Raw genomic sequence first — 13,468 nt, forward strand, 5'->3', positions numbered from 1 at the left:
TGCCGCGCCCCGCTGCCGCCATCGGCACCGGGGCGCAAATCCATCCTCAGTCGATCGGATCCAGCTTCGCCACCGCCAGCGCCAGCCACTTGGCGCCGTGCCGCTTGAAGTCGATATTGGCGCGCGCATCGGCGCCCTCGCCTTCCAGCGCCTTGATCCTGCCCTCGCCGAACTTCGTGTGGAACACGTTCTGTCCCACGCGGAAGCCGGTGGCCGCGGCGCGCTTTTCCTCGGCGTAGTTCTTGCCCGTGTCCATGCCGCCCGTGGCCTTGCTGCCCGTGTACGGCACGTCCTCGGCACGCTTGAACCAGTCGCGGCCCCAGGCGCTGTCGCGCTCCTGGCGGCTGACGCCATAGTTGCCGTACGAAGCCTGGCCTTGGGGCGTGATCCACTTCAGCGCCGGTTCGGGCAGTTCCTCGAAGAATCGTGAACGCACGTGGTAGCGCATCTGGCCGTGCAGCACGCGGCTCTGGGCAAACGACAGGTACAGCCGCTCGCGCGCCCGGGTGATGGCCACGTACATCAGGCGGCGCTCCTCCTCCAGGCCGTCGGCTTCCATGGCGCTGTTCTCGTGCGGGAACAGGCCCTCTTCCAGGCCGGTGATGAACACCACATTGAATTCGAGCCCCTTGGCCGCGTGCACGGTCATCATCTGCACCGCGTCCTGGCCGGCCTGCGCCTGGTTGTCGCCCGCCTCCAGCGAGGCGTGCGTCAGGAAAGCCACGATCGGGGTCATCACCACCGGCAACTGCTCGGGGTCCAGCACCTGCTGGTCCTGGTCGCCCTGCGCCAGCGCTGGCGCGGCGTCGCGGCTGGCGGGCAGCATGCGGGCCAGCGCGTCGAGGCCGTAGCCCTCTTCCACGACGAAGGCCTGGGCGGCCGTCACCAGTTCCTGCAGGTTCTCGATGCGGTCCTGGCCTTCCTTTTCGGTCTGGTAATGCGTGAGCAACCCGCTGGTATTCGTCACGTATTCCACGGTTTGCGCCAGCGTCATGCGGCTGGTCTCCGCGCGCATCTGTTCGATCAGGCGCAGGAAGGCCGCCAGCGACGTGCCGCCCTTGCCGGGCACGTAGGCCACCGCCTCGGCCAGCGAGCAGTTGTACTGGCGCGCGGCGTCCTGCAGGGTTTCCAGCGTCTTGGCCCCGATGCCGCGCGTCGGGAAGTTGACCACCCGGCCGAACGCGGCGTCGTTGCGCGGATTTTCGATCAGCTGGAGGTACGCCAGCGCGTGCTTGACTTCGGCGCGCTCGAAGAAGCGCAGGCCGCCATAGACGCGGTACGGGATGCCTGACGAAAAAAGTGCGTGTTCGATCACGCGCGATTGCGCGTTGCTGCGATACAGGATCGCCACCTCCGACCGCGCCATACCCTGGGCGATCTGGTCGCGGATTTCCTCAACGATCCACGATGCCTCCTGCCCGTCCGAGCCGGCCTGGAACACCCGCACCGGCTCGCCATGCCCCGCGTCGGTGCGCAGGTTCTTGCCAAGCCGGCGCGCGTTGTGCGAGATCAGGTGGTTGGCGCTATCGAGGATGTGTCCGTGCGACCGGTAGTTCTGCTCGAGCTTGATCATGTGCCGCACGCGGAATTCCTGCTCGAAATCGCGCATGTTGCCGACATTTGCGCCCCGGAACGCGTAGATGCTCTGGTCGTCGTCGCCGACCGCGAACACCGCCGCGGCGTTGCCCGTGCCGTAGCCGGCCAGCAGCTTGAGCCAGCGGTACTGCAGCACGTTGGTATCCTGGAACTCGTCGACCAGCACGTGGCGGAAGCGGTGCTGGTAGTGCTGGCGGATGGCGTCGTTGTAGCGCAGCAGTTCGTAGCAGCGCAGCAGCAGTTCGGCAAAATCGACCACGCCCTCGCGCTGGCACTGCTCGTCGTAGGCGGCGTACAGGTCGACAAAGCGGCGGTTGAAGTCGTCGTTGGCCTCGACGTCGGCCGGCCGCAGGCCCTGTTCCTTGGCGTTGTTGATGAAGTACTGCAGGTTCTTGGCCGGGTACTTCTCGTCGTCGACGTTGAGCTGCTTGAGCAGCCGCTTGAGGGCGGAAAGCTGGTCCTGGCTGTCCAGGATGGCAAAGGTCTGGGGCAGCCCGGCGTCGCGGAAGTGCGCCCGCAGCATGCGGTTGCACAGGCCGTGGAACGTCCCGATCCACATGCCGCGCGTGTTGATCGGCAGCATCGACGACAGCCGCGTCTGCATTTCCTTGGCGGCCTTGTTCGTGAAGGTCACGGCCAGGATGCCGGCCGGGGACACCCGCCCGTTCTGGATCAGCCAGGCGATGCGCGTGGTCAGCACGCGGGTCTTGCCGCTGCCCGCGCCGGCCAGGATCAGGGCCGGTTCGTCCGGCAAAGTGACGGCGGCGTGTTGTTCGGCGTTGAGATTGGCAAGCAGGCTGGACATCGGATCGGGGCCAATAAAGTAGGCGGCAATTATACCGGCGGCCGCCGCCCGGACCTGTCGGCAGCCGCCGCGCGCAAGCCTCCGGCTGCCCGCTCCCGGCCCGGAAATGCGCATCGGTACGCCGGCTCCCCTATAATTTGACGTTTTCCCCGGCCGAACGCCGCCGCCCGCCCCGCCGCGAGCCGGTCCGAGCCCCGATCCGCATTCCAAGCATCCCAAGACATCCGAGCATGACCGCAGAAGACCAGTCCCTTGCCAAGAGCTTCGAACCCGCCGCCATCGAGGCCAAATGGGGCCCCGAGTGGGAGCGCCGCGGCATCGCCCAGCCCACTTTCGATGCGAACCGTCCCGATTTCGCCATCCAGCTGCCGCCGCCGAATGTGACCGGCACGCTGCATATGGGGCACGCGTTCAACCAGACGATCATGGACGGCCTGGCCCGCCATGCGCGCATGCGCGGCGCCAACACGCTCTGGGTGCCGGGCACCGACCACGCCGGCATCGCCACGCAGATCGTGGTGGAACGCCAGCTTGAGGCGCAAGGCGTGTCGCGCCACGACCTGGGGCGCGAGAAGTTCACCGAGAAGGTCTGGGCCTGGAAGGAAGAATCGGGCTCCACCATCACGCGCCAGGTGCGCCGCATGGGTGCGTCGATCGACTGGACGCGCGAGTACTTCACGATGTCTCCCGAGATGTCGAGCGCCGTGACCGAAGTCTTCGTGCGCCTGTATGAACAGGGCCTGATCTACCGCGGCAAGCGCCTGGTCAACTGGGACCCGGTCCTGGGCACCGCCGTGTCCGACCTGGAAGTGGACAGCGTCGAGGAAGAAGGCTCGCTCTGGCATATCCACTACCCGCTGGCCGAACCGGACACCGTGCGCGGCCTGACCCATCTGACCGTGGCCACCACGCGCCCCGAGACGATGCTGGGCGACACGGCCGTGATGGTGCACCCCGAGGACGAGCGTTACGCGCACCTCATCGGCAAGTTCGTGCACCTGCCGCTGACTGATCGCAAGATTCCGGTGATTGCCGACGAGTACGTCGACCGCGAATTCGGCACCGGCGTGGTCAAGGTGACCCCGGGCCACGACTTCAACGACTACGCCGTGGGCCAGCGCCACAACCTGCCGCAGCTGTCGATCCTGACGCTGGACGCCAAGGTGGTGGCCGACGCGCCGGCTGCCTACGCCGGCATGGACCGTTTTGACGCCCGCAGGCAGATGGTGGCCGACCTTGAAGCCCAGGGCCTGCTGGGCGAGGTCAAGAAGCACAAGCTGATGGTGCCGCGCAGCGAGCGCACCGGCAGCGTGATCGAACCGATGCTGACCGACCAGTGGTTCGTCGCGATGAGCAAGCCGGCGCCGGAAGGCACGTTCAACCCCGGTCGCTCGATTGCCGAGGTGGCACTGGACGCCGTGCAGAGCGGCGAAATCAAGCTGGTGCCCGAGAACTGGATCAACACCTACAACCAGTGGCTGGCCAATATCCAGGACTGGTGCATCAGCCGCCAGCTGTGGTGGGGCCACCAGATCCCGGCGTGGTATGACGATGCCGGCAACTGCTTTGTCGCCCGCACCGAGGAAGACGCCCGCGCCAAGGCACAGGCGGCCGGCAGCACCGGCCCGCTGCGCCGCGAGGAAGACGTGCTGGACACGTGGTTCTCGTCCGCGCTGGTGCCGTTCTCGTCGCTGGGCTGGCCCGCGGAAACGCCCGAACTGAAGCACTTCCTGCCGTCGTCGGTGCTGGTCACGGGCTACGACATCATCTTCTTCTGGGTGGCGCGCATGGTCATGATGACCAAGCACTTCACCGGCAAGGTGCCGTTCCATACCGTGTACGTCCACGGCCTGGTGCGCGACTCCGAAGGCAAGAAGATGAGCAAGTCCGAGGGCAACACGCTGGACCCGGTGGACCTGATCGACGGTATCGAGCTCGATCCGCTGCTCAGGAAGCGCACCACCGGCCTGCGCCGCCCCAAGGACGCCCCCAAGATCGAAGCCAAGACGAAGAAGGAATTCCCCCAGGGCATTCCGGCCTTCGGCGCCGACGCGCTGCGCTTCACGTTCGCGTCGCTGGCCACGCTGGGCCGGAACATCAATTTCGACACCGGCCGCTGCGAGGGCTATCGCAACTTCTGCAACAAGCTCTGGAACGCCACGCGCTTCGTACTGATGAACACCGAGGGCCATGACTGCGGCATGGGCCCGTGCGAGAAGGATTGCGGCCCGGACGGCTACCTGCATTTCTCGCAGGCCGACCGCTGGATCGTGTCGCTGCTGCAGCGCGTGGAAGCCGATGTCGAGAAGGGCTTCGACGAGTACCGCTTCGACAATATCGCCAGCGCGATCTACAAGTTCGTCTGGGACGAGTACTGCGACTGGTACCTGGAACTGGCCAAGGTGCAGATCCAGACCGGCACCGAGGCGCAACAGCGCGCCACGCGCCGCACGCTGCTGCGCGTGCTGGAGACGGTGCTGCGCCTGGCCCACCCGATCATTCCGTTCATCACCGAGGAACTGTGGCAGAAGGTGGCGCCGCTGGCCGCCCGCGCCAAGGGCGACGGCAGCGAGACCATCGCCACGCAGGCCTACCCGCTGCCGGCCGCGGCCAAGATCGACGAGGCCGCCGAAGCCTGGGTGGCCCAGCTCAAGGCCGTGGTGGACGCCTGCCGCAACCTGCGCGGCGAAATGAACATCTCGCCGGCCCAGCGCATCCCGTTGTATGCCCATGGGGACAGCGCGTTCCTGAAGGAAGCCGCCGCCCAGGTGCAGGCCCTGGCGAAACTTTCCGAAGTGAAGGTGTTCGAAGACGAAGCCGAGCTGCAGCGCGAGGGTGCCGGCGCCCCGGTGGCCATCGTCGGCGGCAATCACCTGCTGCTGAAGATCGAGATCGACGTGATGGCCGAGCGCGCGCGCCTTTCCAAGGAGATTGAGCGGATCGCGGGCGAGATCGGAAAGTGCCGTGGCAAACTCTCCAACGAGAGCTTTGTCGCCAAGGCTCCTCCGGCCGTCGTGGCACAGGAAACGCAGCGTTTGTCGGATTTCGAACAGACGCTGGCAAAGCTGCAGGATCAACTACAGCGTCTGCCGTCCTGAATGTGATGGTCAGGTCCGTCCGGACTGTAAGTCGGACGAAACCCGACAGACGGCTCCTCCCTCGTACGGCACGGTATTACACCGGATTAAAAAGGAAGCTGAAATGGAAAACCGCGTCACCAAAGCAGTCTTTCCCGTTGCAGGGCTAGGCACCCGATTCCTGCCCGCCACCAAGGCGAGTCCCAAGGAAATGCTGCCGGTGGTGGACAAGCCGCTGATCCAGTACGCCGTGGAAGAGGCCATGGCCGCAGGCATCAACGAGATGATCTTCGTGACGGGCCGCTCCAAGCGGGCCATCGAGGACCATTTCGACAAGGCCTACGAACTGGAAATGGAGCTTGAGGCCAAGAACAAGCAGGCGCTGCTTGACGTCGTGCGCTCCATCAAACCCAAGAACGTGGAATGCTTCTACGTGCGCCAGCCCGAGGCGCTGGGCCTGGGGCACGCGGTGCTGTGCGCCGCCCGCCTGGTGGGCGATGCGCCGTTTGCCGTCATGCTGGCCGATGACCTGCTGGATGGCGAGTCCGACGAGCCGGTGATGAAGCAAATGGTGGACATCTACAACCACTACAACTGTTCGGTGCTGGGCGTGGAGGAAATCTCGCCGGAACAAAGCCGGTCCTATGGCGTGGTCGATGGCCGCGAGTGGGACGAGCGAGTGATCAAGATGTCCGGCATCATCGAAAAGCCGGCGCCCGAGAATGCCCCGTCGAACCTGGGCGTGGTAGGCCGCTACATCCTGACCCCGCGCATCTTCGAACACATCCGCAATCTCAAGCCCGGTGCCGGCGGCGAGTTCCAGCTGACCGATGCCATCCAGGCGATGCTGGACCAGGAGCAGGTGCTGGCCTACCGCTACAAGGGCGTACGTTACGACTGCGGCAGCAAGCTCGGCTACCTGAAGGCCACCGTGGAATTCGCGCTCAAGCACCCCGAGGTACGCGAGGAATTCAGCGCCTACCTCGCGCAGCGCGGCTGACCGGTCACTATCGGGCATCGCCGCCACGGCGTCCGCCCAAACAAAAACCGCCTCTCCGGAGGCGGTTTTTGGTTTTTATGCCCGTTCGGGGCAGGAAGGCCAGGCTCAGCGGCGCTTCATGTAGAACACGAACACCTTGTCCACTTCCGCATGGGACAGCAGTTCGTTACCGGTCTGCTTGGCAAAAGCCTGGAAGTCGCGCGTGGCGCCGGGGTCGGTGGCCAGCACCTTGAGCACTTCGCCGCTGGCCATGTCGGCCAGCGCCTTCTTGGTCCGCAGGATCGGCAGCGGGCAGTTCAGGCCGCGCGCGTCCACTTCTTTCTGGAATTCCATTCCTCTCACCTTCTAATTCTGGTTGATGCCGTATTGTAGCGAAGCAGCGACCAGGCTGAAGTCGGTCGGCCGGCGCGGATCTGCAATGTCCTCGCCGGTGGCTCGGTCGAAGAAGCGCACCGGCAAGCCGCGCCGCTCCAGGAAGTCTGCCACGGCAAATCCGGTACCGGCGTTCCAGATCCGCATCTTGTCCGGCGCCACGAGCTTGTACTCGACCAGCTCCTCCGACAGGCGGATATCGCCCTCGGCCCGCACGTGGTAGGCAATGATCAACTCGTTCTTGCGCATGAACTCGTAGACGCCGATCAGCGAGGCCGACACCGTATCGAGGTTGGTCTCTTCCTTGAGTTCGCGCGCCACGCCCAGTTCGGGCGTCTCGTCGCGTTCCATGAAGCCGGTGACCAGCGCGAACATCTTCTCCGGCCACGCCGCATTGCGCGCCAGCAGCAGCTTGCCTTCGTACTCGACCACGGCCGCCAGCACCGGCAGCGGGTTGTCCCAGTGCACAAAACCGCAGCCGTCCTGCACGCAGGCATGGCGAAACCGCCCGGACATCGGCAGGTGTTCCAGTTCCGCGCCGCAGCGCGGGCAGAATCGATAGGGTTGCATCGTGGGGGCTCCTGGGACTTTCTGGTTATCGTTGTGGCTATCGTTGAATCTTCAAAATCAGGCGCATGCGGCGCGGATATCGGCGGCAAACGCTTCCACCGTTTCCGGCTGCAAGTCCCACGCGCACATCATGCGGCAGCCGCCTGCGCCGATGAACGTGTAGAACAGCCAGCCCTTGGCCCGCAGCGCCTCGATGGCCGGCAGCGGCAGCTCGGCAAACACAGCATTGGCCTGGGTCGGAAACATGATGCGCACGCCCGGGACATCGGCAATGCGCTGGGCCAGCAGCGTGGCCATCGCGTTGGCATGGCGACCGTTCCTGAGCCATACATCGTTTTCCAGCATGCCGAGCCACGGCGCCGAGATAAAGCGCATCTTCGACGCCAGATGCCCGGCCTGCTTGACCCGGTACGCGAAATCCTCGGCCAGCCGGCGGTCGAAGAACACCACGGCCTCGCCCACCGGCAGGCCGTTCTTGGTGCCGCCGAAGCACAGCACGTCCACGCCGGCACGCCAGGTGATCTCGGACGGATGCACGCCCAGCGACGCCACCGCGTTGGCAAAGCGCGCCCCATCCATATGCACGCGCAACTGCCGGCGCTTGGCGATGGCCGCGATGGCCCGCACCTCGTCCACGGAATAGACCGTGCCCACCTCCGTGGCCTGCGTCAGCGACACCACGCGCGGCTTCGGATAGTGGATATCCGAGCGGCGCGTGACCAGCGCCTCCACGGCATCGGGCGTCAGCTTGCCGTTCTCGCCGGGCGCGGTGAGCAGCTTCGAACCGTTCGAGAAGAACTGCGGCGCGCCGCACTCGTCGGTCTCGATATGGGCCAGCTCGTGGCAGATCACCGAGTGGTATGACTGGCACAGCGACGACAGCGCCAACGAATTGGCCGCCGTGCCATTGAACACGAAAAAGACCTCGCAATCGGTCTGGAACAGGTCGCGGATGCGATCGCATACCTTCTGCGTCCAGCTGTCGTCGCCATAGGCTTTCTCATGGCCCGTGGCGTTGGCCTCCAGAAAATACTTCAGCGATTCCGGACAAAAGCCGGCGTAGTTGTCGGAGGCGAACTGCTGCATGGCGGAAACTGCGGAGGTCATCGGTTCAAACCCTGCCTGGCATCACTGCTTGTCGAGCCACAGCTCACCGCCGGTGGCCCAGTTCTCGCGCTTGATGTCGGTGATGATGATGTCGACGGCGCCGGCCGAGCAGCCAAGCGTCTCGCACGTGACGCGCGTGATTTCCTCGACGAACTTGCGCTTCTGGTCAACGGTGCGGCCTTCGAACATCTCTACGTGAAACGTGGGCATTGCATGGCTCCTTTACGAGTTTTCAGTCTTTATAGGTGGGATCGATTTTATCCAGTCTGCGCAGCAGCGCGGGCCATTCCATCACGCCCTCGACGGCGCCGTTGTCGAACAGATGCAGCGACGTCTTGTCCGCGATGGCCGGCGGCGGCTGCACGGTGGCGCTGCCCAGCTGGGCCCCGAGCTGGATCTCGCACGCCTTGATCAGCGTGGCCATCAGTACGTAGGCTTCGGCCACGGTGCGACCGACCGTCAGCGTGCCATGGTTACGCAGCAGCATGGCCGGATGGCCGCCCAGCGACGCGGTCAGGCGCGCGCCTTCGGCGGGCGTGAACGCCAGGCCTTCGTAGTCGTGATAAGCCATACGGCCGTGAAAACGCAGGGCGTGCTGCGACAGCGGGAGCAGCCCTTCGGCCTGGGCGGACACAGCAATGCCGGCGGTGTTATGCAGGTGCATCACGCACTGCGCATCGGCACGCGCGGCATGCACGGCCGCGTGCAGCGCAAAGCCCGTGACGTTGACCGGATGCACGGGTTCACCGACCACTTCGCCCCGGCCATTGATCTTCACGAGGTCCGAGGCGCGAATCTCGTCGAAGGCAAAGCCGAACGGATTGATCAGGAAATGGTCGGGCTCACCGGGCACGGTGGCCGAGATATGGGTGTAGATGAGGTCATCCCAGCGTTCCAGCGCGGCCAGCCGGTAGGCGGCGGCCAGGTCCACGCGCACGCGCGCTTCATCGGGGCTGATGGGCAGTACCGGGCCGTTGGCACGTCCGGGCTGCAAGGCAAAAGACATGGGGGCTTGGCTTTCGCGCCGCCCTGCAGCGCCGGCGCGGGGGCGTCCGGGTCGAGTGAGCGGCGAAGCCGATACTGTAGCGCAGTCGCTAGCGCGGCGTGTGTCCGTCCACCGGCATCGTGCGCCACATCCACAGGTAGATCAGCGCGCCTGTCAGCAGCGCCAGCGCCGCCACGCCCAGCGAGGCGCCGAAGCCGCCCGTGCGGGCTACGAGCGCCGTGGCCAGCGGCGGCCCCGCAATCTGCCCGATGGCGTAGGCGGCCGTCATCAGGCCGATCAGCTTGGCCGCGCGGCCGCCCCACAGGCGCCGCGCCTCCCGCATCGCAAACGACACCAGCGCGGTGAACGGCAAACCCACCAGCAGGCTGCTCAGCGCAAAGCCCGCCACGGTGGGCCACACGGCGGCCACGCCCACCCCAGCCGCCTGCAGCGTGTACAGCACCATCATCATGCGGCGGTTGTCGTGATGCATGCCGACCCGGGTGGCCAGCCAGGCGCCGACCGCCACGCCGGCGCCCAGTATCGGCCAGAACAGGTCGGCCCAGACGCTGCCGGGCATGGCATGCCGGGCGATGACCGGCAGGAACGTGGCCGTGATGATGTATCCGAAGCCCGCCAGGCCGTAGGCCAGCGTCAGCGCCCAGGTTTCGACGTCCAGGCGCGGCGTCGGCGCCGCCGTGGTCGCCGCGCCCGGCGTGGCACCGTGCAGGGACGCCGGGGCCGGCGATCCGTAGACGCGCCATACCGGCAACAGCATCACGGCGCCGAGGATCGTGAATGTGATCCACCCCCAGTTGGCCTGCCACCCCGCGCCTACCATGGCAAAGGCGGAAAGCCCGGTCACCACGATGCCGATGCCCGGCCCGCAGAACATCAGCCCGCCCAGCGTGGGATGACCCAGTTCGGCCAGCCGCTGCATGCACCAGGCGGTACCGTAGACCATCACCAGGGCACTGGCGATGCCGGCCAGCGTGCGCCAGGCCAGCCAGGCCGGCATGCCGCCGGGCAGCGCCATCGCCAGTGTCAGGACGACGGTCAGCGCCAGTGCGCCGCGCACCATCCGTACCGGGTCCGGCCGGATAAACAGGCACAGCACTGCGCCCACCAGATAGCCGATGTAGTTCAGCGTCGCCAGCGCGCTGCCCTCGGCCAATGTGACCGTGCCGTCGTGCAGCATCATTGGGAGCAGCGGCGTGAAGGCGAATCGGCCAATGCCCATGGCCAGCGCCAGCGACACCAGACCGGCCAGCGCCACGGCCAGCGGCCCGGCGGTCGGCCGGGCTTCGGCGGGGCTGGCGGAAACGTCAACGTTGGCGAAGGGCAAGCGTGGCATCGGATAGGAAGCGAGCGGACATCTGGAGCATTTCTGAATTGTTGACTATGCTATGCCCGAACAATCCATCACGGAAAATGAATAATTGAGATGCAACCCATCTCAATTTGAATGGAAATAGCATATGGACCTGGCCGCACTGGAGATTTTTCGTACGGTGGTGGAAACCGGCGGCATCACGCGGGCCGCCGAACGGCTGCATCGGGTGCAGTCGAACGTGACCACGCGCATCCGGCAACTGGAGCAATCGCTGGGGGTGGAGCTTTTTGTCAGGGATGGGCGACGCATGGTGCTCACGCCGGCCGGCCAGACCTTGTTCGACTATGCCTGCCGCATCCTGCAGCTGTCCGAGGAAGCGAAGCATGCGGTGCAGCCGGCGCATCCGCACGGACGGCTGCGGATCGCGTCGATGGAAAGCACGGCGGCCAGCCGCCTGCCGAACATGCTGGCGGCCTATCACCAGCAATGGCCGGACGTGGAGCTGGAGCTGGTCACGCTGATCACCAGCAAGGCGCTCGACGCGGTGCGCCGTTTCGAGGTGGATTGCGCATTCGTGGCCGAACCGCTGGGCGACCCGGATCTGGTCAGCCTGCCCGCGTTCGACGAAGAACTGGTGATCGTGTCCAGCACCAGCCATCGGCCCATCCAGTCGCCCGAGGACGTCGAGCGCGCCACGCTGCTGGCGTTCGAGACCGGCTGCAACTACCGCACCCGCTTCGAGCAGTGGTTTGGCCAGTGCGGCCGGGGCATGAACCGCGTGATCCAGCTTGGCTCGTATCACGCCATCGTCACCTGCGCGGCGGCCGGCATCGGCGTGGGCATCGTGCCGCGATCGGTGCTGGCGCTCTATCGCAACCTGCCGCAGATCGGCATCCATCCGCTGGGCGACACCGGACGCGTCACCACCGTGCTCGCCTGGCATCCCTCGATGGCAGGCACCGCGCTGATGGCGCTGGCCGACATGCTGGCCGATCGGATGGGTACGCTCGACGATACCCGGGCGGTAGCCTGAGGAGGCTGGGGTGGCCTGAGCATGCGGCCGCCTGGCTGAGGCGTGCGCCTTCGCTTCGCCCTGCAGGATGTGGCCGGTCGCCTACACTGAAAGTGGCGCGGCCACGGCATTCACGGCGGGCCGCGCACCGCCATGACACACGCATATGCGTTACACCGGCCACCGCCGCCTGCCGGCCACTGGCACTGGTCGCATGGACTCGCGCTGGCCTGCGTGAGCCTGTTATTGCTGACGGTCTCCGGCGCGCTTGCCCAGCGGGCCGCTCCCGAGCGGGCGATATCGGTCATGGCGTCGTCCGTGGCCCCGGTCTACGTCGTCCCGGTGCAGGGCGCCATCAGCCCCGCCAGCGCCAGTTTCGCCGTGCGCAGCATCGAGCGCGCCCGCAAGCAGGGCGCCCAGCTGATCGTGCTGGAAATGGACACACCCGGCGGCCTCGACAAATCGATGCGCGACATCATCCAGGCCATCCTGGCGTCGGCGGTGCCCGTGGCCACGTACGTCTATCCAGGCGGCGCACGCGCGGCCAGCGCCGGCACCTACATCCTCTATGCCAGCCATGTCGCCGCCATGGCGCCCGGCACGAACCTGGGCGCGGCCAGCCCGGTGGCCATCGGCATCGGCGGACCGAGGCCCGAGGCCGCCCCTGCCCCGGCATCGGCGCCTGCCAGCGCCCCGGCCGGCGAAGACACCATGACGCGCAAGCAGATGCACGACGCATCGGCCTATATCCGCGGTTTGGCGCAGTTGCGGCACCGCAATGCCGAATGGGGCGAACGGGCAGTCCGCGAAGCGGTGAGCCTGTCCGCTGACGAAGCAGTCGCGCAGAAGGTGGCCGATCTGGTGGCGCCCGACCTGCCCGCCCTGCTCCGGCAACTGGACGGCCGGCAGGTCGAGGCCGCAGGCGCCACGCGCACACTGCATACGGCCGGCGCGCCCATCGTCACGCTGGAACCCGACTGGCGCAGCCGGCTGCTGGCGGTCATCACCGACCCTAGCGTGGCCCTGATCCTGATGATGATCGGCATCTACGGGCTGATCTTCGAATTTTCCACGCCTGGCATGGTGATCCCTGGCATCGCCGGGGCGATCTGCCTGCTGCTGGGCCTGTTCGCGCTGCAGATGCTGCCCATCAACTACGCCGGGCTCGCGCTGATCGCGTTCGGCGTGGGGTGCATGGTGGCCGAGGTGTTCCTGCCGACGTTCGGCGCCGTGGGCGTGGGCGGCATCATTGCGTTCGCGTTTGGGGCGGTGATGCTGATCGACACCGACGTGCCGGGCTTCGGCGTGCCGCTTTCGCTGATTGCCGCGCTGTCCGGCATTTCGGCAGTATTCCTGTTCGGCATGTCCGCGCTGCTGCTGCGGGCGCGGCGGCGGCCCGTGGTCAGCGGGGCCGACACGCTGGTGGGCAGCGTCGGCGTCGTGGTGACGGACACGGAGACCGACCCGACCGACCCGACCGACAGTTGGGCGATGGTCCGCGGCGAACAATGGCGCATCCGCAGCAACCGCCCGCTGGCACGCGGCGATGCCGTGCGCGTGACCGGCCGTCACGGCCTGGTGCTGGATGTCACTTCGATTCACGATGCCTGA

Annotated in this window: 11 protein-coding genes; 4 read left to right on the forward strand and 7 right to left on the reverse strand. The window is 66.4% G+C overall.

Going from position 1 to position 13,468, the window contains the following annotated elements; genetic code table 11:
- Nucleotides 1-46 precede the first annotated feature (46 nt).
- The gene (locus BLQ58_RS02550; RefSeq protein WP_092594403.1) at nucleotides 47-2,401 is read right to left on the reverse strand and encodes a UvrD-helicase domain-containing protein; all 2,355 of its coding nucleotides are present in this window, start codon (nucleotides 2,399-2,401) and stop codon (nucleotides 47-49) included.
- A 230-nt stretch (nucleotides 2,402-2,631) separates the two neighbouring features.
- Between BLQ58_RS02550 and BLQ58_RS02555 the strand changes: the two genes are divergently transcribed.
- Together BLQ58_RS02555 and galU are read left to right on the forward strand one after the other, a co-directional pair.
- The gene (locus tag BLQ58_RS02555) at nucleotides 2,632-5,499 is read left to right on the forward strand and encodes a valine--tRNA ligase (protein WP_092594404.1); all 2,868 of its coding nucleotides are present in this window, start codon (nucleotides 2,632-2,634) and stop codon (nucleotides 5,497-5,499) included.
- A 103-nt stretch (nucleotides 5,500-5,602) separates the two neighbouring features.
- Nucleotides 5,603-6,478, forward strand: a complete 876-nt coding sequence (gene galU, locus BLQ58_RS02560) for a UTP--glucose-1-phosphate uridylyltransferase GalU (protein ID WP_092594405.1) — start codon at nucleotides 5,603-5,605, stop codon at nucleotides 6,476-6,478.
- A 105-nt stretch (nucleotides 6,479-6,583) separates the two neighbouring features.
- Here the strand turns inward: galU and BLQ58_RS02565 are convergent, their stop codons facing one another.
- From BLQ58_RS02565 to BLQ58_RS02590, 6 genes are all read right to left on the reverse strand, one after another.
- Nucleotides 6,584-6,811: a sulfurtransferase TusA family protein gene (locus tag BLQ58_RS02565; protein WP_092594406.1), complete on the reverse strand. Its 228-nt coding sequence runs from the start codon at nucleotides 6,809-6,811 to the stop codon at nucleotides 6,584-6,586.
- Nucleotides 6,812-6,823: 12 nt separating this feature from the next.
- Nucleotides 6,824-7,420, reverse strand: coding sequence for an NUDIX domain-containing protein (locus tag BLQ58_RS02570; protein ID WP_092594407.1), 597 nt, complete (start codon nucleotides 7,418-7,420; stop codon nucleotides 6,824-6,826).
- 57 nt (nucleotides 7,421-7,477) lie between these two features.
- Nucleotides 7,478-8,506, reverse strand: a complete 1,029-nt coding sequence (locus BLQ58_RS02575) for a threonine aldolase family protein (protein ID WP_092594408.1) — start codon at nucleotides 8,504-8,506, stop codon at nucleotides 7,478-7,480.
- Between the two features lie 42 nt (nucleotides 8,507-8,548).
- On the reverse strand, nucleotides 8,549-8,737 hold the full coding sequence (locus tag BLQ58_RS02580; protein ID WP_092594409.1) for a 4-oxalocrotonate tautomerase: 189 nt from the start codon (nucleotides 8,735-8,737) through the stop codon (nucleotides 8,549-8,551).
- 22 nt (nucleotides 8,738-8,759) lie between these two features.
- Nucleotides 8,760-9,533 carry a class II aldolase/adducin family protein gene (locus BLQ58_RS02585; protein ID WP_092594410.1) on the reverse strand — a complete coding sequence of 258 codons (774 nt, stop codon included), beginning with the start codon at nucleotides 9,531-9,533 and terminating at the stop codon, nucleotides 8,760-8,762.
- An 88-nt stretch (nucleotides 9,534-9,621) separates the two neighbouring features.
- Nucleotides 9,622-10,866, reverse strand: coding sequence for a YbfB/YjiJ family MFS transporter (locus BLQ58_RS02590; protein ID WP_092594411.1), 1,245 nt, complete (start codon nucleotides 10,864-10,866; stop codon nucleotides 9,622-9,624).
- Nucleotides 10,867-10,990: 124 nt separating this feature from the next.
- Here BLQ58_RS02590 and BLQ58_RS02595 point away from each other — a divergent pair, with 124 nt between their 5' ends.
- On the forward strand, nucleotides 10,991-11,878 hold the full coding sequence (locus tag BLQ58_RS02595; protein WP_092594412.1) for a LysR family transcriptional regulator: 888 nt from the start codon (nucleotides 10,991-10,993) through the stop codon (nucleotides 11,876-11,878).
- Nucleotides 11,879-12,010: 132 nt separating this feature from the next.
- Nucleotides 12,011-13,468, forward strand: a complete 1,458-nt coding sequence (locus BLQ58_RS02600) for an NfeD family protein (RefSeq protein WP_092594413.1) — start codon at nucleotides 12,011-12,013, stop codon at nucleotides 13,466-13,468.

The organism is Ralstonia sp. 25mfcol4.1, from assembly GCF_900104095.1.
Lineage (GTDB): Bacteria > Pseudomonadota > Gammaproteobacteria > Burkholderiales > Burkholderiaceae > Cupriavidus.

Coding starts and splice junctions, on each gene's coding strand:
- BLQ58_RS02575 (WP_092594408.1), bottom strand. CDS start 8,506: ATGCAGCAGTTCGCCTCCGACAACTACGCCGGCTTTTGTCCGGAATCG.
- BLQ58_RS02600 (WP_092594413.1), top strand. CDS start 12,011: ATGACACACGCATATGCGTTACACCGGCCACCGCCGCCTGCCGGCCAC.
- BLQ58_RS02550 (WP_092594403.1), bottom strand. CDS start 2,401: ATGTCCAGCCTGCTTGCCAATCTCAACGCCGAACAACACGCCGCCGTC.
- galU (WP_092594405.1), top strand. CDS start 5,603: ATGGAAAACCGCGTCACCAAAGCAGTCTTTCCCGTTGCAGGGCTAGGC.
- BLQ58_RS02585 (WP_092594410.1), bottom strand. CDS start 9,533: ATGTCTTTTGCCTTGCAGCCCGGACGTGCCAACGGCCCGGTACTGCCC.
- BLQ58_RS02590 (WP_092594411.1), bottom strand. CDS start 10,866: ATGCCACGCTTGCCCTTCGCCAACGTTGACGTTTCCGCCAGCCCCGCC.
- BLQ58_RS02555 (WP_092594404.1), top strand. CDS start 2,632: ATGACCGCAGAAGACCAGTCCCTTGCCAAGAGCTTCGAACCCGCCGCC.
- BLQ58_RS02595 (WP_092594412.1), top strand. CDS start 10,991: ATGGACCTGGCCGCACTGGAGATTTTTCGTACGGTGGTGGAAACCGGC.
- BLQ58_RS02570 (WP_092594407.1), bottom strand. CDS start 7,420: ATGCAACCCTATCGATTCTGCCCGCGCTGCGGCGCGGAACTGGAACAC.
- BLQ58_RS02580 (WP_092594409.1), bottom strand. CDS start 8,737: ATGCCCACGTTTCACGTAGAGATGTTCGAAGGCCGCACCGTTGACCAG.
- BLQ58_RS02565 (WP_092594406.1), bottom strand. CDS start 6,811: ATGGAATTCCAGAAAGAAGTGGACGCGCGCGGCCTGAACTGCCCGCTG.